General features: G+C 60.1%; 16 protein-coding genes and 1 tRNA gene. 7 read left to right on the forward strand and 10 right to left on the reverse strand.

Going from position 1 to position 24,445, the window contains the following annotated elements:
- Positions 1-35: 35 nt before the first annotated feature.
- The 3 genes from gltB (at position 36) to J8C06_RS04690 (ending at position 6,746) form a co-directional block, all read left to right on the forward strand.
- Complete coding sequence (gene gltB, locus J8C06_RS04680) at positions 36-4,394, forward strand: glutamate synthase large subunit (RefSeq protein ID WP_211429622.1); 4,359 nt, start codon at positions 36-38, stop codon at positions 4,392-4,394.
- Positions 4,395-4,460: 66 nt separating this feature from the next.
- Positions 4,461-4,958 carry a YajQ family cyclic di-GMP-binding protein gene (locus J8C06_RS04685; protein WP_211429623.1) on the forward strand — a complete coding sequence of 166 codons (498 nt, stop codon included), beginning with the start codon at positions 4,461-4,463 and terminating at the stop codon, positions 4,956-4,958.
- A 78-nt stretch (positions 4,959-5,036) separates the two neighbouring features.
- Positions 5,037-6,746: an Rqc2 family fibronectin-binding protein gene (locus J8C06_RS04690; protein ID WP_211429624.1), complete on the forward strand. Its 1,710-nt coding sequence runs from the start codon at positions 5,037-5,039 to the stop codon at positions 6,744-6,746.
- A gap of 29 nt (positions 6,747-6,775) precedes the next feature.
- Here J8C06_RS04690 and J8C06_RS04695 read toward each other — a convergent pair whose 3' ends face one another.
- From J8C06_RS04695 to J8C06_RS04715, 5 genes are all read right to left on the reverse strand, one after another.
- Entirely contained in the window at positions 6,776-7,705 is a 930-nt protein-coding gene (locus J8C06_RS04695) for a M50 family metallopeptidase (RefSeq protein WP_211429625.1), read from the reverse strand.
- Positions 7,706-7,777: 72 nt separating this feature from the next.
- Positions 7,778-8,446, reverse strand: coding sequence for a biotin--[acetyl-CoA-carboxylase] ligase (locus J8C06_RS04700; RefSeq protein WP_211429626.1), 669 nt, complete (start codon positions 8,444-8,446; stop codon positions 7,778-7,780).
- Entirely contained in the window at positions 8,409-10,157 is a 1,749-nt protein-coding gene (locus J8C06_RS04705) for a TolC family protein (RefSeq protein ID WP_211429627.1), read from the reverse strand. Before J8C06_RS04705 ends, J8C06_RS04700 begins: the two co-directional genes overlap by 38 nt.
- Positions 10,158-10,415: 258 nt before the next feature.
- Positions 10,416-10,491 (reverse strand) — tRNA-Ala (locus tag J8C06_RS04710).
- Between the two features lie 302 nt (positions 10,492-10,793).
- Positions 10,794-13,070: a TonB-dependent receptor gene (locus J8C06_RS04715; protein ID WP_211429628.1), complete on the reverse strand. Its 2,277-nt coding sequence runs from the start codon at positions 13,068-13,070 to the stop codon at positions 10,794-10,796.
- A gap of 206 nt (positions 13,071-13,276) precedes the next feature.
- On the opposite strand from J8C06_RS04715, the gene J8C06_RS04720 reads away from it, so the two are divergent.
- From J8C06_RS04720 to J8C06_RS04735, 4 genes are read left to right on the forward strand one after another with little or no spacing between them, the layout of a single operon-like run.
- On the forward strand, positions 13,277-14,473 hold the full coding sequence (locus tag J8C06_RS04720) for an efflux RND transporter periplasmic adaptor subunit (RefSeq protein WP_211429629.1): 1,197 nt from the start codon (positions 13,277-13,279) through the stop codon (positions 14,471-14,473).
- A 16-nt stretch (positions 14,474-14,489) separates the two neighbouring features.
- Positions 14,490-14,702, forward strand: coding sequence for a YgaP family membrane protein (locus tag J8C06_RS04725; RefSeq protein ID WP_211429630.1), 213 nt, complete (start codon positions 14,490-14,492; stop codon positions 14,700-14,702).
- Positions 14,703-14,726: 24 nt separating this feature from the next.
- Entirely contained in the window at positions 14,727-18,005 is a 3,279-nt protein-coding gene (locus J8C06_RS04730; protein ID WP_211429631.1) for an efflux RND transporter permease subunit, read from the forward strand.
- A gap of 15 nt (positions 18,006-18,020) precedes the next feature.
- On the forward strand, positions 18,021-18,359 hold the full coding sequence (locus tag J8C06_RS04735; RefSeq protein ID WP_211429632.1) for an ArsR/SmtB family transcription factor: 339 nt from the start codon (positions 18,021-18,023) through the stop codon (positions 18,357-18,359).
- A 92-nt stretch (positions 18,360-18,451) separates the two neighbouring features.
- Here the strand turns inward: J8C06_RS04735 and J8C06_RS04740 are convergent, their stop codons facing one another.
- The 5 genes from J8C06_RS04740 to J8C06_RS04760 all read right to left on the reverse strand — a co-directional run bounded on the left by J8C06_RS04740 (position 18,452) and on the right by J8C06_RS04760 (position 24,441).
- Positions 18,452-20,092, reverse strand: a complete 1,641-nt coding sequence (locus J8C06_RS04740; protein ID WP_211429633.1) for a hypothetical protein — start codon at positions 20,090-20,092, stop codon at positions 18,452-18,454.
- Between the two features lie 201 nt (positions 20,093-20,293).
- Positions 20,294-21,745 (reverse strand): cytochrome ubiquinol oxidase subunit I, encoded by a 1,452-nt coding sequence (locus tag J8C06_RS04745; RefSeq protein ID WP_211429634.1) that lies wholly within the window; start codon positions 21,743-21,745, stop codon positions 20,294-20,296.
- An 18-nt stretch (positions 21,746-21,763) separates the two neighbouring features.
- Positions 21,764-22,885 (reverse strand): cytochrome b, encoded by a 1,122-nt coding sequence (locus tag J8C06_RS04750; protein ID WP_211429635.1) that lies wholly within the window; start codon positions 22,883-22,885, stop codon positions 21,764-21,766.
- The gene (locus J8C06_RS04755) at positions 22,857-23,348 is read right to left on the reverse strand and encodes a QcrA and Rieske domain-containing protein (RefSeq protein ID WP_211429636.1); all 492 of its coding nucleotides are present in this window, start codon (positions 23,346-23,348) and stop codon (positions 22,857-22,859) included. The genes J8C06_RS04750 and J8C06_RS04755 overlap by 29 nt, the downstream gene beginning before the upstream one ends.
- Entirely contained in the window at positions 23,341-24,441 is a 1,101-nt protein-coding gene (locus J8C06_RS04760) for a hypothetical protein (protein WP_211429637.1), read from the reverse strand. Before J8C06_RS04760 ends, J8C06_RS04755 begins: the two co-directional genes overlap by 8 nt.
- Positions 24,442-24,445: the final 4 nt, after the last annotated feature.

Raw genomic sequence — 24,445 nt, forward strand, 5'->3', positions numbered from 1 at the left:
GGCGTGGACCCTTTCCCAATGGAAGGTGCTTTCCCATGCGGGTTGAAAAGTCGAGTTGTGGCGTCGGTTTCGTGGCTTCGCGGCGAGGTGCGTCTGATCGCGCGGTGATCGAAGCTGCGCTCCAGGCGCTTCGCCGCGTCGAGCATCGGGGTGCTTGCGCGGCGGATGGCCGCACCAGCGATGGGGCTGGGTTGATGGTTGATCTGCCGCACGCTTTGTTTGGTTACTTGCCGGAAAGCATTGCCGTAGCTTTTCTTTTTTTGCCAGGCGATCCCGCGCGCAGCGCCCAGGCCTTCGATATTTTTGCCGATACCTTTGAATTTTATGACTTGCACGTTCTGGAGAGCCGGGACGTACCCACCAATCCGACCGTGCTCGGCCCACTTGCCCGGCAGACGCTCCCGACGCTCAAACAGGCGGTCATCAAGCGTCCGTCACCGGCGCGAACGCTGGCGGCCTTTGAGCGCCTACTCTATGCGGCCAAGCAGATGACACGCCAACGCTGGCGCAAGCAGGGGCTGGACACGAGTTGCTTTTTTGTGTCGCTTTCCGCGACCACGATTGTCTATAAGGCGCTGGTGCGGGCTGCCGACCTCGACCGGTTTTATCTGGATTTGCACCATCCGGCCTTTGTCTCGCGGTTTGCGCTCTTTCACCGGCGCTTCAGCACGAATACCCGCACGGCCTGGGACCGGGCGCAACCTTTCCGCCTGATCGCCCACAACGGCGAAATCAACACGATTGCCGGGAATCGCGCCTGGGCCTATTCGCGGGAGCGGTTGTTGGGTTTGCAGGCCGGGGAACTCCTTACCCATGACGGCATCAGCGACACCGGCAGCCTCAATGAAATGATCGAGGCGCTCCGCTGCCGAAGCGGCCTGTTCAGTCTGGCCGAGGCGCTGGCCATCGTCATGCCGCCGGCCGAGACTGATCCTTACCATGTTTTTTGGGGAAGGGCGCTCGAACCATGGGACGGACCGGCAATTGTAGCCTTTGCCGATGGTCAGGTCGTCGGCGCGCGGCTTGACCGGAACGGGTTTCGACCGGGCCGCTGGGTCGAGACCAATGACGTTTTCTACTTGGCTTCCGAAGCTGGGGCCTTTGCCGTGGATGAATCACTGGTCTGCGCCAAAGGAGCGCTCCATGCCGGAACCGGTGTCGTCGTGGATTTGCGCTCCGGCTCGGTGAGCTTTACCGAGCCACGCTCGCAAGCGGCGAGTGCCGTTTTCGATGCGCGCGTGTGCCGGTTGCCGTCGGTGGCTTCACCTGCCGAACCAACGGCCATGCATTTGGTTCGGGCATTTGGCTATACCCATGACGACATCCAGGCGTTGCTCGTCCCGATGATCCTGACGGGCAAGGAACCCATCGGTTCGATGGGGGACACCGCACGACTGGCGGTGTTATCTGACCTGCCACGCCCACTCTTTGATTTTTTCTATCAGGACTTTGCGCAGGTGACGAATCCGCCAGTGGATTACCTGCGCGAAGCGCTGGTCATGAACACCACGGTGCACCTAGGCGCCAAACCCAATATCTTTGCGCCCAAAACACTGGTGCCCCTGCCGCCTGCCATCGAGCTGGACGGCCCAGTGCTATCGCTGGCGCACAGGACGGCTCTGCGCGCCGCGTCTGGAACGACTCGCCTGGGAGTCCATGTCGCCGAACTCGACGCAACGTTTACGGCGGCCGATGGCGTGGATGGGCTGCGGCTGGCGCTGGCCGAACTCCAGCGGCAAGCCCTGAACTTGACCGAACATGGGGCATCGGTGCTGATTGTCAGTGATCGCGCCGTTGGCCCACACCGAGCGCCGATTCCCAGTCTGCTGGCGCTTCGGGCTATCGTCAACGGCCTCAACGAAGCGGGCATGCTGCTCGATGCGGCGATTGTTTCGGACACCGGGGAAGCGCGTACTGCCCACCACGTCGCGGCGCTCGTCGGTTTTGGCGCGGCTGCCGTGTGCCCCTACCTAGCGCTGGAGTGCGCCCGATTTGGTCAGCATCCAAAGCTGACCGAACTGACGCCCGACCGGCGTGAAGCCAATCTCATCCAGGCGCTCACGAGTGGCGTCATGAAAATCATGGCAAAGATGGGCATTTCAGTTTTGGCCAGCTACCAGAATGCCCAGCTTTTCACGCCCATCGGACTTGGCGCGAAACTCCTGAGTGAGTTTTTTCCCGGCAAGGAAAGCCGCTTGGGTGGGTTGGAGCTGGCCGACTTGGCGCATCGCCAACTCCACAGCCATGCGGCTTGGTGCGCTCACGCTGCCAGCGGAAGCCATGACCTTGATTTACGGTCGCTTGCGCGTCACTACCGCTTCAAGGAAGACACCCAGGGCCAGTATGGCGAGCGGCACTCGATGACGACGGCCCGGGCGCGGGTCGTTCATGCTTTCGTTCGCGCGGCAACGCCAGCGCCGGAGCACTACGCCGAATACCTGGCGCTCGGCGCCGCGAGTGAGCCAGTGAGTCCGCGCCATTTGCTCATGATTCGTCCTGACGTGTCACCGCTCCCACTGGACCAAGTCGAATCACCGGAAGCGATTGCGCAAACCTTCGGCACGGGTGGCATGTCATTTGGCGCGATCAGCGCCGAGTCGCAGCGCGACCTCTTTCTGGCGATGCAGCACTTGAACGGGCGAAGCAACAGCGGCGAAGGCGGGGAAAATCCCTACTACTTCAGCACCGGCATCACGGCCAGCACGAAGCAAATTGGCTCAGCCCGATTTGGCGTCACGGCACGCTATCTCGTCACGGGCCGGGAAATCCAGATCAAGATTGCCCAGGGAGCCAAGCCCGGTGAAGGCGGTCAGCTCATGCGTCATAAAGTGACGCCGGAGATTGCGCTGGCGCGTCATGCCACAGCCGGCATGGATTTGATTTCTCCGCCACCAATGCATGACATCTACAGCATCGAAGACCTCAAGCAACTTATCGAGGAACTCAAAAACCTCCATCCGGGCGTACGGGTCAGCGTGAAGCTGGTGTCCGGGTCGAATGTCGGCACGATTGCCGTTGGGGTGGCTAAAGCGGGGGCCGACACCATTCACATTGCCGGCGGCGACGGCGGAACGGGGGCGGCCGGTCTGGGTTCGATGGCGCATGCCGGGCTGCCGTGGGAAATCGGTCTGGTCGAGGTTCACCGCGCTCTGGTGGAAGAGGGACTCCGCAGCGCCGTAACCCTGCGGGTGGATGGTGGACTCGCCACCGGTTTGGATGTCGTTCTGGCTGCCATCCTGGGCGCTGAGTCGTTTGACTTTGGGAAGCTCGCGCTGGTGGCGCAAGGCTGCATCATGGCCCGGATTTGTGAGACCAATCAGTGTCCGGCGGGCATTGCCACCCATGACCCACGCCGCAAAGCGAAATACACTGGGCAGCCTGAGCATGTTGTGCGTTTATTTGAAGCGCTCGCCGATGACGCGCGTCGGTGGTTGGCCACGGCCGGGTTGCCTACCTTGGCGTCGGCCGTCGGACGGACCGACCTGCTCGCGCCGAACAGCCGACATACGGACTGTCTCACCCAATGCCGCATTGATTTATCATACTTTCTGGCGCCACCGGTTCCCCTGCCGCCACCCATGCCGCGAGCACTGCGGTGGGTTGGTGATCTCAACCAGCGCATTCTGCGCGATGTTCAGGCAAAGTGGGCCGCCGGTGAGCCGGACATTTGCCTGGACTATGCGATTACGACCGGCGACCGGGCCGTACCGGCCACCCTGTCTGGTTGGCTGGCGAAAGCTGCGCACCAGCGTGAGTTCTCAGGCAGTGGCGGCGCGAACCCGGAACCGGTTGATACACCGATAACGCTCCGGTTTACGGGGAGCGCCGGGCAGGGATTTGGGGTTTTTCTCACCGAAGGATTGCAGCTCGGTTTGCAAGGGGAGGCAAATGACTCGGTTGGGAAGGGAATGAGCGGCGGAAAGATTGTGATCCGTCCCCATCCGGGGCTGCGGAGTGGCGCTGAGACCAGCGCCATCATTGGCAATGCCGCACTCTACGGCGCGACCGGTGGAACACTGTACGTCGGTGGCTTTGCCGGCGACCGTTTCGCCGTCCGCAATAGTGGCGCGACTGCCGTCGTTCACGGCGTCGGCCTCCATGCTTGTGAATACATGACCGGCGGTCGGGTGGTTATTCTTGGACCGACCTCAAAAAATCTGGGAGCTGGTATGACCGGTGGCGTGGTGTATATCTACGGTGGCGCGCCGGCAGACCATATCAACCGGGACTTTCTGACGGAGCGAGTTCCAACCCCGGATGAGCTAAGCGCCTTACACGCCCTGCTGATGGATTTTGTGCTAGAAACGAACGGCCAGGCAGCGCGTCAGCTTGTGGATACCTGGGCAACAAGCGCCGCCCGCTTCGTCTCCTATGTTCCGCGTTGGGTAGAATGATTTCAGCCTCGAGGTCGCCTTACACTTCACGACTACTTTTGGTGGATACCGGGCCACGATATAGCTATGGCAAAGGACAACTCATTCGACATCGTTTCACAGGTTGACATGGCGGAGGTCGTCAACGCCATCAATCAAGCTACGAAAGAAATCGGCCAGCGCTTTGACTTCAAAGGGAGCCAGAGCCGCATTGAGCTAGAAGACCACGACATCGTGTTGGTGTCGGACGATGAATATAAACTCAAGAGCGTGATTGACATCCTTGAATCAAAGCTCATCAAGCGGAACGTGCCGCTCAAGGCGCTCGACTATGGCAAGATCGAGCCGGCTGCCGGTGGCACGGTTCGGCAGCGGGTGACGCTGCAACAGGGCATTCCGACGGAAAAAGCCCGCGAGATTGTCAAATTCATCAAGGACACCAAAGCCAAGGTGCAAGCCTCGATCAACGGCGACATGGTGCGTGTCAGCGGCAAAGACCGCGATGTATTGCAGGAAGTGATTGCCAAGCTGCGCGCGCACGACTTTGGGATCGACATGCAGTTTACCAACTACCGCTCAAACTGACTGCTGTCTGAACCGGGCTGCTGAGCCAGACCAGGACTAGGTGGCAAGGTAGCGTCGTTCGGCCTCTGAGCTGTTCCCATGGACGCCTTTTTATTGTCTGCGCTCGTCACAGAGCTGAATGATGCCGTGGCGCGGCACGACCAGGGCCTACTGGTGGGCAAAATTGCCGTCGTGGGCCAGGCGGCCATTGGGCTTGATATGCGGCGGCGCGACGGACGTTGGCTGGTGCTAGTGGCGCGTCCGCACGACAGTGCTTTCTACTCGATGAGTCGTCACCCCGGCGCGGCTGATGCCGTGGGTGAGCCACCCTTTGTTGCGCGGTTGCGCAAAGCCCTGCGTGGCGCGCGCTTGGTCGGGGCCACGAAAACCCAGACCGAACGTTCGGTGACACTGACCTTCCATGGTTTTGACGATGCCGAGCAGCCAACCCGGTGGCTGCTGCGCCATGATCTAACGGGTCATTCCGCCAACCTTTGGCTACTGACGGCCGATGAGTGCATCGTGGATGCGCTTCGTCCGTGGGACGGTCGTCCTGGAGAGCGGTACCAAATGCCGCGCCAGGCACGCCACACCCTGACTTGGTCTGATGTGACCCCGGAACGGCTGCCGGGTACGTCCGACGCGCTGGAGACGTTTCTGCGTGATGTTGTGTGTGGTTGTCACCCACGGCTGGCACGTGAGGTGGCTTTTCGAGCGCGCAGCCGCCCGCCCTGGACGGCTTTCTCGGAAGTGTATCAATCACTGGTCAGCCCACAGGCCTTTTTCCTGTATGCGTTGCCAGAGGGGCTGGAGGTCTTCCCACTTCGGTTGACCCACGTGCCGGAGTTGGTGCCCACGCCTTTTGTTTCGGCACATGAGGCCGTGGAGGCTCGCTTTGAGCGGCGGGCAGCGCAGGCCGCGCTTGCGGCGCGTCGCCGGCGCTGGCAGCAGGCCCTTGGGACGTGGCGCAGGCGAATCGAACGTGCCCTGGATAGGCTGGATGCCACCACGCGCCAGGCCCAGGACGCCGACCGGTGGCGGCGCTGGGGCGAGTTGCTGTACGCGAACATGGCGACGGCCAAACGAACAGGCCCTGGGGTCGAGGTCATGGACTACTACGCCGACGAGCCGACGCCACTCACTATCCCTTTGGAATCTGAGTCAGAAGACTTGGCGGCGGCGGCCCAGCGTTACTTTCGGCGTTACCAGCGGGCGCAGCGTGCCCTGACGGCGAATGCTGAACGGCGGACCGAGCTTGAGGCTGTCCAGGCGACTGTGATGCGACTTGACACTGAACTGGCGCAGGCCACGCAAGTCGGCGAGCTAGACGCCTGTATCGTGAAGCTACGGGAGCAGATGCCTTTTGAGCTTCAACCCCAGGAAGAGCCACTGGAAAACCGGACTGACCGAGCACGAACCGGGGAGAAGGGAGGTTGGGCCGGTCTGCGGCGTTATCGCGGACCGGAAGGGTATGAAATTGTCGTGGGACGCACTTCACGTGATAACGACCGGCTGACGTTTGAGTTAGCGCGGTCGCATGACCTCTGGTTACATGCGGCAGATTATCCGGGGGCGCATGTCGTCATTCGGAATCCGCAGCGCAAGGTTGTGCCACCACAGGTCGTAATGGCGGCGGCTGAGCTGGCCGCGTACTTTTCCCAAGCCAAGCAGGCTGACCGAGTGGAGGTGCGCGTCGCCGAGCGACGGCATGTATCCCGTCCGCGCAAGGGCGCGCCGGGGCAGGCGCTGGTGCGTGAAAGTCGAACGGTTACAGCGCTACCGCGTGAGGTCCTGCCCCGCATTGCCTGATGTGTGTCTGATCTAGCGCGCGGCACTCTCTAGCGCGCGGCACTCGCCACGTTGCGGTTGGGAACACGCCAGAAAATCATCCACAGGGTTACGCCCAGCAAGAGCACCCCGGAAACCAGCCAGAGGATGGCCCAAATGGTTGCCGGAATGCCGGTCATCCGCGCCATATTGGCGGCGTCGCTCTGTACGTTGGTAAAAGCCGATAGGAAAAACAGGGTTTTGAGATCGGATAAAGCGTCCAAACAGCACTGCACCGCCAGGAAGTTGACGATGAACTGTCCAATCGCCGGCTTGGTCAACACGCCGAGAGCAATCAAGCTGACACCAATGCTGAGTCCGGCCACCCAACTGTAGAGCGTCCCGGTAGCAATGCACAGCACCGATAGCAGGAGGATGAGTACCCCTCCCGCGCCGAGCATGCCCCACCGCGCCATCATCGGAAGGTTCATCCGTAAGCCCCCAAGCAGCAGCATGCTGGCGAGCGCAAGCGGCAGGACCATCAGCCAGGATGCCTGACCATTGACAAACAAAATGGTCAGCAGCAATACCAGCACCCCTGAGCCAACCAACAGTAAGCTAACCCGGTCGCGGCGTTGGGCATGGTAAAGCAGGAGCACGCCGAACAGCATCGTTCCCAGGTATCCGGCGCTCGCAACAAACCAGTTCTGTCCAGCCGTGAGCGTCAAACCGCTCCCGTCCCAGTGAATCGTCATGCGGATGACGTGGTAGCCACTGAGGAGCGCCGCCAAGGCATGGCTACCTTCATGAATGAAGGTGACAAACATGCGAATGGGGAAGGTGATAACCGAGGCAAAGGGGACAACCATGAGCATCAGTGTGGCGACGGTTGCCAGGATGAGCCACATCAAAGACGAGTTGCGGTTGTTTTCGACCGGGATGACAGCCGACTGGGCAGCGCGAAATGGTTGGCGGTTTGGAAAGTCATCGGTATGGCGCATGGTGTAACTCCCGAAGTATGGCGTTGGCCTCACAACCAAGTATGACTATCGTCTTCGGTTGTGGAAAGTGCGTCAATAACATACGACGCCTTCGCGCTGACTGGCCACGCATCCCCCCGGGTCAGTGACAAACGTATCCCACTGGGTGTCAAACGTTTCCAGAATGTGCTGGAGGACGGTTTCCCGCGTTGGCGCGGCATCCCCCAGAGCCAGTCGCAGCGAGGTGGCCGGGTAACGCAGTCCGTCCGGAAAGGACAGATGATTGACGTTGATGCCAATACCAATGATCAGGAAGTTGAGTGTGTTTTCTTGCCAGTCGGCTTCAACCAAGATGCCTGCCACTTTGCGTCCGTCAAGCAAGACATCATTCGGTGCCTTGATGGCGAGCCGGGACTGATCGCCAACGAAGAGGCTCAAGACCTGGTGAATCACCAGTCCGGCGAAGGTGGTAACGTGGATGAGCTGGCCGGACGTCAGGGACGGCCGAAACAGCAGAGATAGATACAGTCCAGCCCCGGCCGGTGAGTGCCAAGTACGTCCGTACTGCCCACGCCCAGCCGTTTGCTCGTCAGCGCACAGCCCCGTCCACTCGGTCGCGCCGGACCGGGCCAGGGTCTTCAGGGCAGTGTTGGTCGAATCTACCTGTGATAGCCACCGAAGGGTGGCGCGCCCAGTCCGCACTACCGCCGCCGGAAAGTGATCATCATGGAGTCGGGTCAGATTGCTTGACTTCGATGCCATTCGCCGTAAGTGACGTGCCGAGCGTACGTTGAAGCTGGGCGACGGCCTTGTTGTAATCCGTCAGGGCTTGAATCTCATTCCCACGCGCAATCGAGAGCCGGTTTTGGCGATCAAGGATCAAGAACGTGGTGGATAGCCCAGCCGCATAGCGCTGTTGCTCGCCACGTAACTGAGTTTCAGCCGCAATCCGGGCGGCCCGCGTCGCTTCAACCCGCTGCCGGGCTGACGCCACCGCTTGCAGACCATTGCGAACTTCAACCTGAATACCTTGTTGGAGGTTACGCTCCTGCGCCTTGAGTTGCCGTCCGGTAGCCAACGCGCGTCCAACGGCAGCGTTGGCGGTGCGGTTGCGGAAGGTGAAGGAAATGTTGGCGCCGATAGTGTAGGTTGGGAAATCCAGCGAAAAGAGGTTGTTGAGCGCTGTTCCGTAGCCGCCAAGGAAGCGCTCGTTGATCAGGACTGGGCTGCCTGGCGGTAGTTGAATCCGAGACGTGCCGCTCAGACCAGCAAACGTCAGGGCCGCGAAGGCATCCACTTGGGGCTTGCGCTGATTTTCAGCAAAGCCCCGCTCGATGTCGTTGAGTTCTTGCTGTAAATGAATTTGTTCGAGTTCCGGGCGATTGCGGAGTGCGCTGGCGAGAGCTTGTTCGACATCCAGCTCGACAGGCGTGAAGTCCACATCGTCGGCTGGCTCGATGGCGGCTTGCCATTCGCTGGCTTGGGGGTCGCCCAAGATAAGCTGCTTGAGCTGATTTTCAGCAGTCGTAATTTGCTGGAGCGCCGTAATGGCTGCATTCTTGCGATTTTCGAGTTCTGACTCATTCTCGACGACATTGATCGGAGCGCTTGTGCCGACCTCAACTTGGCGGCGCGTAACCGCCATGGAGATGTCCGCCAGCTCGACGGCATCGCGTTGAATCTGGAGGTTGCGGATGGCAAAGACCAAGTCCCAGTAGGCGGATTGCACGGAAGCAATCGTCGTCAACACGCGCTGCCGAAACTGGGCGTCGCTGAGGGTCAACTGCTTGCGGCTGATCTTGACCGACCGCTCATTTGCGCTCGACCGAAAGTTCCGAAACAGGGGCTGCGTGAAGCGAAAATCGAGTGTCGTAAAGTACTGCGGACTCAACCCGGCCGAACCGGCGTTGTTCGTCTCCCGGCTGTTTGAGAAGGTGATCGCGTAGTTCCCACCGGTGGGCAAATTCTGAACGAGTGTTGGCGTAAACTGGAGCTGCTTCCGTTTGAAAGCCCCGCCTTCCGCCCCGATGAAGGTCTGGGCCGTCGGTGAGGTGGACGACTGGAACTGCACCGTCGCCTGGAGGATGGGGTCATAACTACCCAGTGAGCCGCGCTCGTTGTACTGGGCAATCTGGACATTAGCCCGCTCGACTTCGATATCTTGGTTATTGCGCAGCGCCATGAGGATCGCTTCCCGGAGGGTGAGACGCAGGAAGCGGCCGGGCGTAACCCCAATCCGGGTGGTCGGAAGCTCATCCAGGGCGCGCTTCACGCGCTGGTCGGCAACGGGAAGCGAAGGTGTTTGTCCGCTTCCACCTTGTCCGTGACCGGGTAGCGGAGCCGGGTTTTGAGCAACCACGCCGTCAGGCCGCATATCAGGCGCACCGCTTTGCGCCAGGGCCGAGGCCGAGACCAGCCCCAAGAGTGTCATCAACCCAAGGCTGAGATGAAAGAGCCGATAATACGACGACATAGCGATTCGTAGTGTCCCGTGGGCGACAAGAAGTGAAAACCGTGGCGGCAATCGTGGCGCTTTACGAAAGCGACGCTAGACAAGTTCCAAGAGTTTAACGCCAGACTTCTACCCCCCACGACGGTGCTTTTCCGCACGGAAAGCCACACAAAGAGGCACCCGCAAGGTTTGACCCAGGCGCGCCACACAGTCAGCCGTGAACATCAGCGGAGAACTGAAGACCGACCCAGCTCGGTCAGTCTCTGAGCTTGTGGAACTTGGTGGAGATGAGGGGGGTCGAACCCCTGGCCTCTGCATTGCGAACGCAGCGCTCTACCAACTGAGCTACATCCCCACAGCATTGACGAACCGGCAAGATAGAGCTGCCAAAGAGAAGCTGTCAAGCCGCATCTTCAGGCTCAACGCCAACGTCACTGAATCTGCCTCGCAAACTGAAGTGTGGCCGGCCAAGGCGGCGGGATAGAAACCACTGATTGAGAATCCCCGCTGCTCATTGCCTTTGTTTCGTGGTAGGTGCTCGTTATCGCACCCGGCGTGGGGCTTGGCGTGGTTTCGGCAGGCGAGACCGTTCGATGTGTTCCCCTTCGACAAAGGCGCAAGCCACCCTCGCTTGCGCCTTTCCAGACGGCCTGTCGCCTAGAAGAACCGCATCGTGTAGGCAAACCGCACCCCACGTCCGATTTCGGGCGCAAAGGCCTTGATGAATGACAAATGGTTGCGGTAGAGCCGGTCGCCTAAATTGAAGCCCGTTACGGAGAACACATGCGCCGTATGGGATGTCGTCACCGTGTAAGACCCCACCAGATTGACCACCGTGTAGCCGGCCGTGGGTTCTTCAAGGGTAAAGACCCGCTCCTGCCGATTGGCCATCAACAGCTCTGGCATCAGCCGTAAGCCTTTGAACGTGCCTTCCACGGCGACGCGCGCCCGCAAAGGTGGAATGCGGGGCAGGGGAAGACCGGTTTTCAGTTCGGCATTGGTGTAATCGAGTTGGCTGTAAAACCACACGTTCGGATGCAGGTTGATGTCGAGTTGGGCTTCCGTGCCGACAAAGCGAGCGTTCCCCTGGGTGAAGACCCCAACCGGTAACCCATCATCAAACTCGCCCGTCAGCGCCGGAAAGACGAAGTTTCGGATGTCGTAGTAGTAAAAACCGGCGCTCGCGCGAAGCCGCCGCGCTTGGTGACGGACATTGACTTCAATGCCGTTGGTCAGCTCACGGGACAGGTCTGGGTCGCCGATTTCAAACAGAAACGTGCCAGGGTGCGGCCCGAAGTTGTATAGCTCTTCGAGCGCCGGGGCGCGGTAGGCATGGCTGTAATTGGCCGTCAAGGCGGCGTTTTCCCAGAGTCCGACGCGCAGCCCGACGCCACCTGAAAATCCCGTGAAACTGCGCGACCGGGCATTGGTTGGGGCATAGGCGTTGCGCTCCACCCGTCCGCCAAACTGAAGCGTCGCCCGCTCAAAGGTCAACTTTTCAAGCCCAAAAAAGGCAACGTTCGTGTGCGTCGTGGCCGGCGTCAGTTGTTCTTCACCGCGTGTCGAATAGTCCCGATAAAGGCCTGACAGTCCCCAGGTGCCCTGCAGCCGGCCGATCCGCCGATGGTCGGCCAGAACGCGGTAAGCAAAGGTATCGTTCCGAAATGCCGTTTCGATTTCGTTTTCCTCGATTTTGATTTCATCGTGCCGGTAGCGATTGTACTGAACCTGGACCTGCGCATCGGTGAAAAACGTATCGAGGTTGCGAACGCCGGTCGTGAACCGAAACCCATGGCGACGTGGATTGAGCCGGACCAACTCACCGGGTTCACCGCCTTCAGGACGCAAGTCCGAACGTTTGCGCCGGGTCTGAGAAGCGCGCTCGTCCTCGTCATCATCGTCAGGAAGTGGCGGCACACCGTAATTTTGACTGTTGTAGGTGTATGTGAAATTGAAAAAGCCACGCGCGCCATAGTATCCCAGCCCCCCGGAGGCGTTGCCGCTCCGCGCAAATGAATTCTCTATGACGCCCACGGGCGTCCGATAATCGCCGGCGCGTTGGCCGCCACCGTTTCCAAACAACATCCAGGCGCCGCGCCCGTACTTGATACCGCCACTGCCACCGCCAAGCGCGTTGCCCGTGCCACCAAAGGCCGTGGCATAGCCCTGTAGCCCAGGATGGGATTCTTCAGTCCCGGTTACGGCGTTGACGACGCCACCTACCGCCGTGCTGCCATAGAGCAGGGTAGCCGGCCCCTTGACGACCTCGATGCGTTCAACGCCCTGGAGGTCCACAATTTCGGCATGGTCGCCGGATTGAAAGCCAATCGAGCCAGTGGTCAGTCCGTCCTGCGTGACCAAAACCCGGTCGCCATCAAAGCCGCGGATGACCGGGCGACCGGTGCCCGGCCCGAATGAGCGTTTAGCCACCCCGACTTCGCGTTCAAGCGCGTCGCCCAGTGATACCGGCGCGCGCTCGGCCAGGTCAAAGCTGTTGACTGTTGTGACCGATTGAATGGCATCACGGGTCGTTTCTTCCCGAAGCGTTGCCGTGACGTTGACTTGCTCGGTTTCGGCACGAAGTTTGAGGACGAAGTCCAGGGTGGTTGGTCCCGCGACGGTGACACGCTGGACAGTGTCCGGGATGCGGTCGAGGTGGGCAAAGACTTGGTAACTCCCTGGCGGCACATTCTCGAAACGGTAGCGACCTTGGTTGTCTGTGACCGTGGAGCGCCGCAGCTCCAAGATGGTCACGATGGCTTCGGAAACCGGGTTGCGTTCCTGTTCAAGGCTGACACGTCCTTCGAGGGTGGCGCCGGATTGCGCGAACACGCCGGCCGACCAGAGCCAAAAGCAACCGCCGAGCCAGAGAATCTGCCACCAGCTCGGCATCCGCCACCAACTTGGGCGGCTGGCCGTTGTGTAAGTCTGCATAAAAGTTCCTCTCCCCAAATGTCTGTGTTTCTGGGTTTATCACTTAAGGAATTTTCCTAACTACTGACTTTGGCGATGAAATGCAACCCCTGCTTGCTGGCGTGGCGGTGGGAGATAATGCTTGACTTTATTACTTTATAGTTATAAAAGTTGGATTAGCTTGCAAAGCGAGGTACGTCAACGCGATGTCCGTATGGGTAAAACGAATGGCAATTGTCGGCAGCCTGGCCCTGGGGCTGGTTGGGCTGTTTTGGCTCGTCGGGCAGTGGCGCTCCCATCCAACACCGGCCAAGGCTGAAACGGTTCCAACCGTGACCGGGGCCGTTGACCGGGAAACGGTGAAGCGGCACCCGCTGCCGCGTGTCTGGCGCGTGGCCGGCACCCTCCGCGCGCGTGAAACGGCCACCTTGACGGCCGAAGTGACCGCGCGGGTGGCATCGGTTCTCGTCAAGTTGGGTGATGAGGTTCGAGCTGGCCAACCGCTGGTCATCCTTGACGCCGACGTGCCGACGGCGGCACTGGCAACGAGCCAAGCTGAAGTCGAAGCCCTGAAGCGCGCTACGGAGGCCATTCGCCGCCGGATTGAAGCTGCCGAAGCCGGCGTACGTGGGGCGCGTGCCGAGCGCGATCTGGCGCGAACGCTTTATGAGCGGCAGGAAAAGCTCTTTGCGACCGGTGACGTGCCGCGTCAGAACCGCGATCTCGCCGAAGGACGGCTCGCCGCGGCCGAAGCCGCCCTCGAAGCTGCTGAACGGCGACTGGAAGCTGAACGGGCAGAGCTTGACCGCGCCCAATCCCAGGTTGCCGTCGGACAGCAAGCGCGGCGCGAAGCCGAAACGCGCGTGGCGCAAACCCGGATTGTCGCGCCGTTTGCCGGACGGGTTGCCGCCCGATTGGCTGACCCCGGCTCACTGGCCGCGCCTGGCATCCCGCTGCTGGTGATTGAGGCGGCCGGGCCACTGCGGGCCACGGCTGAAGTTGAAAGTGACTTGGCTGCGACGTTGCGTCTGGGGCAATCCCTCCGGGTTGTGCTTCCTGATGGGACGGCTGTCGAAGGCACCCTGGTTGAGCGTAGCCCCGCGGCTGACCCAGCCACACGCACAGTCACCATCAAAGCCGAAATTCCAACGACCGCCGGCATCCAGAGCGGCACGTTTGTTCAAGTACTCATTCCTCGGGATGTCGTGGAGGTATTGACCGTCCCAATGGCTGCCGTGACCGAACAAGGTGGCTTGCAGAGTGTATTGGTCGTGGACACCGCCGGCGTCGTCCGCCGCCGAATCATCACCTTGGGCGAACGCTTTGACAACCAAGTAGAGGTTCTGACTGGACTGCGCGATGGCGAAACAGTTGTGTTTGGTCATCCCGAGCTACGGGATGGCGTCGTCCTGACTACCAAGTAAACGGAGGGAAAACCCGATGCCGATGGAGCGTGTGTTGTTTGTGATTGCGGGCGTTGTCGTCCTGGCCAGCCTGGCCGCCAGTGTGTGGTGGACACCCCATGCCCTATGGCTGACCGCCTTTGTTGGACTCAACCTGATTCTGGGCGGCGTCGCCGACTGGTGTCCGATGATGGCGATCTTGCGTCGGTTGGGCGTCAAACGCGCTGCCGAACTGGCCGCCGAACGCTAGTGTCAGCCCTTGGGTGAGGTGGTTATGTCAGCCGAAACAGACAATCTCATGGCGCGCCTCGTGCGCTTTTTCATTCAATCGAAGCTGACGCCGCTGGTGATTCTGGTTGCCGTCCTGGTCGGACTCGGTGCCGTGGTGGCTTTGCCCCGCGAGGAAGAGCCACAGATCAGCGTCCCGATGATTGATGTGATGAGCCGTCTGCCGGGGGCATCGGCCAAGGAAACCGAGCAGCGGCTGACAACGCCACTGGAGCGTTTGGCCTGGGCAATTCCGGGCGTTGAATACGTGTATTCCACGACAACGCCGGGCGAAACGCTGGTGGTGGTCCGGTTTTTGGTTGGCGTGCAGGAGGAAGAGGCTCTGGTTCGGCTACGTCGCCAGCTCGATGCCCATGCTGCTGAACTACCGCCAGGCGCCACGCCACCCCAGGTCGTGCTGCGCTCGATTGACGATGTTCCGATCCTATCCCTCACCTTTTGGAGCGCCACCCAGGATGATCTGGCGCTGCGCCGAATTGCAGCCGAGGTCGAAACCATCGTCAAACAAACCCCAGATGTTTCTGAAACCCAGATCATCGGCGGGGCGCGGCGGCAGTTTCGGGTCATCCTCGATCCGGCTCGGATGGAAGCCTATGGATTGACCGCCGACACCTTGGCGGCGCGCCTGACGGCGGCAAACCAAGCGCTTCCGCCGGCCGAAGCGGCACGGCATGACGCAGCCCATGTCATTGTGGCAACCGCTGCCGTCGAAAGCGTCAACGACCTGGGAACCATCGTTGTCGGGGGCACGCCGGAGCGGCCGGTTCGCCTGCGGGATGTTGCCGAGATACGCGACGGACACGAAGAAGTAACGCAGTTGGTCCGCCATGCGACGCGGAGCGCGGCCGACAAGCTGCCCAGTGCCGAATATCCAGCCGTGACGCTCAGCATTTCCAAGCGCCGGGGCGTCAATGCTACCCGGTTGGCAGATGAGATTCTTGACCGAGTTTCGGCCCGTGTGGGTGATGTCATTCCGTCTGACGTGCAGATGACGGTAACGCGCAACTACGGGGTGACGGCGGCCGAAAAATCCAACGAGCTGCTCTTTCACATGCTCATTGCCGTCGTCTCGGTGATGGCCTTGATTGGCTTGATGCTCGGTTGGCGTGAGTCGCTGATTGTGGGGGTTGCCATTCCGGTGACGCTGGCGCTGACGCTGGCAACATTTTACTGGCTTGGCTTTACGCTCAACCGCATCACGCTCTTTGCCCTGATTTTCTCAATCGGCATCTTGGTGGATGACCCGATTGTGGATGTCGAAAACATCGTGCGTCATGCACGCATGGCCAAGAATCGCCTCCGTTCGGCGCTCGATGTCACCGTCGAAGCAGTCAACGAAGTCCGGTCGCCGTTGATTCTGGCCACGTTGGCCGTCATGGCCGCCATCTTGCCCATGGCCTTTGTTGGTGGTCTGATGGGTCCCTACATGCGTCCGATTCCGATTGGCGCGTCGGCAGCCATGGCTTTTTCCATGTTAGTGGCTTTTGTGGTGACGCCCTGGGCGGCCTACCGCATTCTTTCGCGCCAACCAAGCCACGCCTCTGGTCATGGGGAAGGGGAGCCGGAAGGGCTGTTGACACGACTCTACCGGCGCGTCATGAACCGCATCATCCGCGAAGTGACTTGGCGGCGGTGGTTTCTGATCGGAATCATCGGACTCTTGCTGGCGGCTTTTTCGCTCGTTCCCCTCAAGGCAGTCATCGTCAAGATGCTCCCCTTTGATGACAAGTCAGAATTCCAAGTCATCGTGGACATGCCCGAAGGGACGCCCCTGGAACGCACCGGCGCGCTGGCGCGCGAGTTGGCTGATTACTTGCTGACGCAGCCGGATGTGCGTGATGTCCAGTCATATGTTGGGACGGCCGCGCCCTACAACTTCAACGGTTTGGTTCGACACTACTTCCTGCGGCGAGGCCCGCTGGTCGCCGATTTGCAGGTGAACCTGACCGACCGGCATGACCGTCGCACAAAGTCACACGATATTGCCAAGCGGGTACGGCCTGAGCTGACGGCAATTGCTGAGCGGTATGGTGCGCGGCTCAAGGTGGCCGAAGTGCCACCCGGCCCGCCGGTGCTTTCAACGCTCGTTGCCGAGATCTATGGACCCGACGACGCCGAACGCGAGCGGGTTGCGCGTGAGGTGCGAACCATCTTTGAGCAGACCGAGGGAGTCGTGGATGTGGATTGGTATGGTGTCGAGCCACAGCCACAGACAACCTTCCGCCTGGACCGCGAGCGCCTGGCCTGGCACGGCCTGGCAGAGACGTCCGTTTTGGATACGCTGGACTGGGCGCTCAACAAGCGTGTCGTCGGACTGGCCCATCTACCCACCGAGCGCGAGCCGACCCCGATTGTCCTCGAGACCCCGCGGGCGTTCCGGTCGGATGCCAGCGCGCTTGGACGGTTGCGGCTTGCGAATCGTCAGGGAAGCGCCGTGGCAATTGACGAAGTGGCGCGGCTGGAAGCCGGGACGGCTGAACGTCCGCTCTATCACAAGAACCTGATGCCGGTGGTCTATGTCACGGGCGACACTGGCGGTCGGACGGAAAGCCCAGTCTATGCCATCTTGAAGCTCAATGCGGCGCTGGATCAGCTCAAGCTCCCGGATGGCACGACGATGGCCCGCTACGTTGCCCAGCAACCGGAAAGCGACGCCCGCTATGCCATGAAGTGGGATGGCGAATGGCACATTACCTATGAGGTCTTTCGTGACTTAGGCTTGGCGTTTGTGGTGGTGCTGGCGCTGATTTACGTCCTCACCGTCGGCTGGTTCGAGTCATTCACGACGCCGTTGATCATCATGGCTGCCATTCCGTTTTCACTGGTCGGTATTTTGCCCGCCCATGCGGCATTTGGCGTCTTTTTCACGGCAACCTCGATGATCGGCTTCATTGCCGGGGCCGGGATTGTGGTGCGCAACTCGATTATCCTGGTGGATTTTATCGAGCTACGGCTGGCCGAAGGCATGCCGCTCGAAGAGGCCGTCGTGGATGCCGGCGCGGTGCGCTTTCGTCCAATGGTGTTGACGGCTGCGGCCGTGATCGTTGGGGCCGGTATCATTTTGCTGGACCCAATTTTTCAAGGCCTGGCACTGGCGTTGATTTCGGGCGAAGTCGCCAGTCTATTCCTCTCGCGTCTGGCTGTTCCGACGTTGTATTACATTGTGCACCGTCCACGGGTGGAAACAGAACCCCCACCCGCTAGTCCGGTTGAGGAATCATCTGCGTCTGAGGTGATAGATACTGAACCAGCTTTGAAATCCTAGTCAGGTTATCAAGCCATGCCGAATGCGCCACACCGCCTAAGCGATGAAGCCCTGGAGCTGATAGCTGCCCGTTTTCGGGTCTTGGCCGAGCCGACGCGCCTCAAGCTCCTCAACTTGTTGCGTGAGCGTGGTGAAATGAGCGTTGGCGAAATTGTCGCCGAAACGGGCTACGGTCAGGCCAACGTGTCAAAGCATCTCATCGTTTTGCTCGAAGCCGGGATGGTGGCACGGCGGCGGGAAGGAACAAGCGTCTATTACCGGATCGCCGACCACAGCATTTTCGCGTTGTGCGAACTGATTTGTGCCGGCCTCGAGGCCCAGTTACAAGCGCGTCAAGCCGCGCTGCTCGGATGAACCAGCGTGCGCGATGAGCATCCGGCTGGCGGAACCAGACGTGTCGTCGGTCGGAACGACACGTCTGGTGTCTGGGGCGCTTTCCAAGCCGCCTAGTTGACCAAAACCTTGTAGCGATAGCTCAACGTCACTTCTTCACCGGCTTTCATGGGAAACTCCCACATGACCCTGGAAGCCGGGTTGACGCTTTGAATTGCTTGGGCCGGACGCTCAACCTTGCCGTTTGGGGAAACGGACAGCACTTCGCCCGCAATGTTTTTGCGCACCAGCATTCGCACGTCGGTTGATTTGTAGTTCTTGAGTTTCAACGTTCCGGCAATGGTCACGATACTGTAGGTCGTGCGGTTGATGGTGATGGCGTCGTTTTCGCGCTTGACCTCTTGCTCGGCACGACTCACGCGAATATCCGTGGCCAGGGTCAGGCGCAGACTAGTGGTTGCTCCGTCCGGCGTGTAGTTCAATACTTCCTGGGCAAGCGGTTGATTGCCTCTGACAACCAGCGCTGGGGCTGTTGTCCAGGGTAGCTTGAGCGTGTTGGTCAGGCGCAGCATGTGCCAGACCTTCTCCGCGGTCGTTTCCGGTGGCGAGTCTGGGCGCGTGTCGTAGGGCCGAATCGGCAAGGTGTCAGCCACGTCCCACTCATAGACGTTTTCGTAGCTCACTCGACCTGAAAAGACACCGTAGGCCGCGCGTTCGCCTTTGGCCAAGGTGACATTCTGGCGACCGTAAAGGAATAGGTCTTCCTCGGATTGCGCGGCGCCTTCAATGGCGCCGCCAATCGCAAGGTCCTCATCGGTCATGGCTGGTCCAGGACGGTATGCCGCCGGCCGCTGCGCCATGATGGCGTTCGACATGACGTTTTCGTTTTCACCGGTTGAGCGTCGCTGGACGCTTGACAGAAAACCGGCCAGCGATTGCTGGAGCGCGAGAGGCGAAATGACGCGGGCAAAGGCGAAGTTGGGAAACCCAACCACAAAGAAAACTTCAGCGTTGTCAATGTCTTCGGCGTCGTTGATGACGACCGCCTGCATCGCCATGGTCGCCGTTTTGTCATCTTCGAGGACAATCCGGTACGCCGGCGTCCACCCCAACCCACCCCGCAGGTAGCCCATCGCCAGGTTGACCGGCCCCGTCGCGCCTTTGAAGCGGAACCGCAGCGCCGCCTGCCGATTGCCCTCGGTCCCCTCCGGCGTTCGGGCGACTTCCAGTTGTGCGACCGGCCGCTCATAAAAGACGGCTTGCTTGACATCACCGGGCTGAAAGGGGGCATAGGTTTTTTCGTTGCCGGCGCCGACTTCGAGGTACAGCAAGGCATCCGTTGTCGGCGACCCAAATGCGCGGATGGTGCCGGATACCTCTTTGCCGTTGGTTAGCGTCAGTGTGACGCGCTTGCCCACGTTTGCCCGCAGGAGGTCGGCGGTGGACGCTGCCGATTTCATTTCCAGGATTGGCGGCACCGGAATGGTTGCGGCGATGAGTTCGTCGAGCGCAACGTTGGCGTCGGTTGGGGATACCCAAAGCGTGCCCAGCGCCGCCGGTGGAATGTGGGTTAGGTAGCCTTCGCCTTGTCTGGTTTCGACTTGTCCCTTCCGAATAAAGAAGGCCAGTCCATTTTTGAATGCGGCCACCGACGTTGGTTTGAGCCGTGTGGTCGGCAGAGGCGGCAGCGTGGTCTGGGCGGTAGCGAGTGTGGCAAGGAGCGAAGCGGTCACAAGTGTGCTGAGAAACCGCATAAGGTGGGGCCCTTTTCATTTGATTTGGTACAGCGTTGTGTGGCGCTTTGCGACGGCATTTCATTGGGCGCGAGATGTGAAGTCAATCAAAAGCGTTGCTAGATGCTGAGAAAAGCAAGCAACAAAAAAGAAAGCCTGTTGGGTATCCCCACAGGCTCATGCGTAGTCAGTTCCAAGGTTTGTCGTCCGGGCGAAAAATGCTCAGAAACTTGGCTTCCCAGCCTGAGCAAGCTGGCTGGGCCGTGATTTGACGTTGTGATTGATGAGGGCGTCCAGGTAGTCGGTCAGTGCCTCGACTTCGTCCGGCGTTCCCACCAGCGGCGGCATGTAGCTGCGATAGGGTGAGTCTGGTTTGTTCTCGTGCAGTGTTTTCAAGAACGACCCGATGGACTGGCGGTCACGTCCCTGGAGCAAGCGCGCGATGGGGCGGTAGCCGTCCACCGTATGGCAGGCCAGGCACTGCCCGCGGAACATCAACTCGCCACGCGCCAAGTTGGCCGTGACATCCGGTTCAACCCGTTCACTAAGGGCAACCCGGCGGAGCGAAACTGGCGGCGTGTCTGTCTGCAACCACATCGAGTTGGCCAGGTAGCCCTCACGATTGAACTTTTCGACCTCCTGCTTGCGAATGCCGTTGGAGTACATGTGCTCGCCGACAACGAACGGCTTCCGCAGCATTTCACGTGAATGTTCCGCCGAAGCGGTAGCGGCAAAGGCTAGAAACAACACGCACAGCGCCCGTCCAAGGTTGAAATGCCGCGAGTTGCGCCAGGCCGAGAAATAAACAAAAGCCAAAATCGTGGCTGAGGTCATGACCACGACCGTGGCCGCGCGGGTAACCTGCGTGAATGTCCCCTGCCCAATCGTTGAGATACCTAAATTGAGCAGCGCGCGCTGTGATTCGGGAACGCTCGCCAAGTACCAGAAAAAGCCAATCGGGACGAGGATGAACGACGGCAGCAACCACTTTGCCGACCAGCGGATGAGTTCGTCCTTGAGCTGTGGCTCGGCGAGCGGATCAATCCGACTGGCGGTGATGAGGGCATAGACGCCGGCCATCGAAATGCACACCAGCGTCCGCAAGACCAGGCTAGGGAAGTAGGTCGGATTGAAGAATGCCTGCCAGAAGTAGGTGGCTTCCTGTCCTGTCCCGGCCGCGCCAAGCCAGCTTGCGCCCGGCGTGAGCATGAAGGTCAGAATGCCGTTGATGATGACCAGGCTCATCCACGCGCAGAAAGCATAAATCCATCCAACGATAAGGTGGATCCGCCGGGGCAGCACGTCCCAGCCATAGTAATACACGGCCGCTGCCGTGAGTTCGACGATAAAGAACACCCACTCAATGGCCCATCCAAAGACAAAGTTGTGGATGAGCGTACTGGTGGATTCCGGGTGCGCCAGCCCGATGGCAAACCAGATGCCAACGCCTGACACTGCGCCAAAGACACCGGTCAGAATGATGAAGAAGCGAGCATGGCCACGGATGGCCCGCAGCCAGTCTTCCCGACCTTCCCGGATTGCTTTGGCTTCAGCCATCGGCAGGTAAAACCCACCGCCGACGGCAAAGTGCGAAATCATGACGTGGAAAATCGCAATCAACCCGATGATCCAGCCACTACCGAGCAGCGGCACATCCCAAAATGGATAGTTCATGACCAAACTCCCCAGTCGCTATTTGAGGTCGAAGTAACCCCAAATGCTGAACACAATCATCCCAAGCAGGGCGAAATAGCCAAAGTAAGTCGCGATTTGGGCGCGCCGTCCGCCGGCTGTGCGCGTGTCAAACAGCGGAATGGCCGCCCAGATGACAATGGCCAGTGTGAAGAGCGAGATACCGAGGGCTTCGCCGGCTGCGCCTGGAAACCACCGCCCAAAGACTTTGAGCACCTGAAACTGGCTCATGAAGTACCATTCTGGATGGATCCCGACCGGTGCCGGGGCCAGTGGGTCAGCCTGTGGGCCAAGCTGCCACGGGTACAACGACGCCAAAATTGAAAGCACGTTGAGGGCAATCAGCCACATGCCCAGATCGAGCGAGAAGAAATCCGGAAAGAAGGGAATGCTGCGGCGTTCGCTTTCCGGTTTGGCTTCTTCGCTTGGCGGGAGCGCATTGCCGTGCTTTTGGACCAGCCACAGGTGAAAGGCCAGGATGGGAATGTAAACCAGGGGGAGAATGACGACGTGCAGGGCAAAAAAGCGCTGAATCGTGGTTTCGGTGACTTCTGGCCCGCCCCGCACGATGTCGGTCATCAGCGTTCCAACAATCGGGAGCGCCGCCGGAATTTCCAGACCAACCTTGGTGGCAAAGTAGGCCAGGTCGTCCATCGGCAACAGATAGCCGCTAAAACCAAACAGCAGGGTCAGCGCCAGCAGCGCCATGCCGCTCCACCAGCCAAATTCACGCGGCTTGCGGTAGGCCTTCATGAAATAGACCGAAAACATATGGACAAAAACGGCTAGAACCATCAGGTTCGCCGACCACGAGTGCGCCGAGCGAATGAGCCAGCCAAACCGCACGTCATACGTGATTTGGCGAACGGATTCATAGGCTTCTGCGCCGGGACGGTAATACACCAGCAACAACACGCCGCTGAAAACCTGCACGAAGAAGAAAAACAGCGAAATCCCACCCCAGTAGTACCAGAACGAATGCTTGTGGTCGGGAACCGTTTTCTTCCGGGCAAGCGCTAGAATTTCTTCCAGACCAAGCCGCTCATCCACCCACTCATAAACGGCAGTGGCGAGCGAGCGTGGGCGCGTCGCGTCAGGCTTTCGTGACCAGGATGCGTCCATCTTGCACCTCCACGTTGTAGCGGGTCAGGGGTTTGGGGGGCGGGCCGGCAACGTTGTTCCCAGTTTTGGGATCGTAAACGCCGCCGTGACAGGCGCAGTAAATGCGCGATTGTTCTGGTTCGTAACTGACCGTGCAGGCCAGGTGCGTACACACGGCTCCAAGTGCCACCCAAGTCCCATCGGTGTGGTGGATGAGCATGGCGGGCGTCGTGCCAAACTTGAACATCAGCGACGAACCTGGCGGGAGCTGATCGGCCCCGTCCAGAACGGCCTGCGTCACCATGCCCTGGGCTGCCGCTTTGCGGGCGGGCGTAGCAAGATATTGATAGACCGGATAGCCAATCAGTCCGGCATAGCACGCGCCGAGCGCGCCAATCCCAAGGGCAACGAAGGTTCGGCGGCCGGTGTCGGCCAGGACCGGATCGTGTTCGGCAGGATGGGAAGTGGCTTGAGCATCAGGCATGGCGGGCAACTCCTTTGGCTTTGGCCAGCACGTACGCCATCCAGCCGATGACGCCAAGGCCGGCGACAAACAAAACAAGAAAGATGACAACAACCTGCCAGTTAGAGACGACCGGCTGCTGCCAGACATCAAATCCTTTCGCCAGCAACGTGAGGTCGCGGATGCCATCGCGGGCAATCACCGCCATCGTGGTGGCCAGGAATGCCGCGCCGGCCGCGCCAATAGCCGGTATCCAACCCTTCATCTTCAGCGCCAAAAAACCAAAGGCGGAGAGTAACGCCGCGCAAAGCAGAAAGCCGGGCAAGCTCCAGGCATAAAGGTGATGATTGGCCAGGGCAGTCTTGACAATTTCCGGCTGGACGCTATGCGCCCAAACGCCCACCGCTATGGAAAGCAGCCCGCCAAGTCCAGCCAGCCAGCTTCCCCAGCGTCCCATCAGCGAGCGAACCGCGGCATCCGCGTGACTGTAGTGCGCCACCAGCAACAGTCCCGCGCCCGTCACCGCAAATGAGGTCAGCATCATGAAGAAAAAGCGGGGCAGGGTGGTCGGGTCGTCCGTCGGAAGTTGCGCCCCCAAGGCACTGGCTCGATAGAGGTCAAGCCAGACTTCAGGGCGCAGCATGAGCGTCAGGTTAGTGGCGTAAATCCGCCCAATGTAGGCGACACCAACCAACGAGAGCAGGCTCAAGTACCAGAAAGCACGGCGCTGGTCAGCTCGGCGGGCAGCGACATACAGTAGATAGTAGGCACCGCTCAACAAGAAAATGACCGCTAACCAGTAAGCGCCAATCAGAATGCTGCTCGTGTACAAGGCGCGTCCGTAAAGCACCTGAGCGAAGAGGAGTGGCGGAATCCCCAGGTTGACCAAGTAGGTCATCACTACCGGCAACCGATGGGCAATATCGGCGGAGGCCCCGTAGAGCGGTGTGTCGGCGTCGTTGCGGGTGCGAAAATTCCACAGTGCCGCCAGCGTCAAGCCGCCGACCATGAGGTAAATCGTCAGGAAGTGCAGCGCGAGCGTGATAATGTGGAGAACTTTGAATAACCAGACGGGGGCCGGAAGGGGAATCGGATCGAGCGTCGGAAACGGCATGCAG

This window comes from Chloracidobacterium validum, from assembly GCF_018304825.1.
GTDB lineage: Bacteria > Acidobacteriota > Blastocatellia > Chloracidobacteriales > Chloracidobacteriaceae > Chloracidobacterium > Chloracidobacterium validum.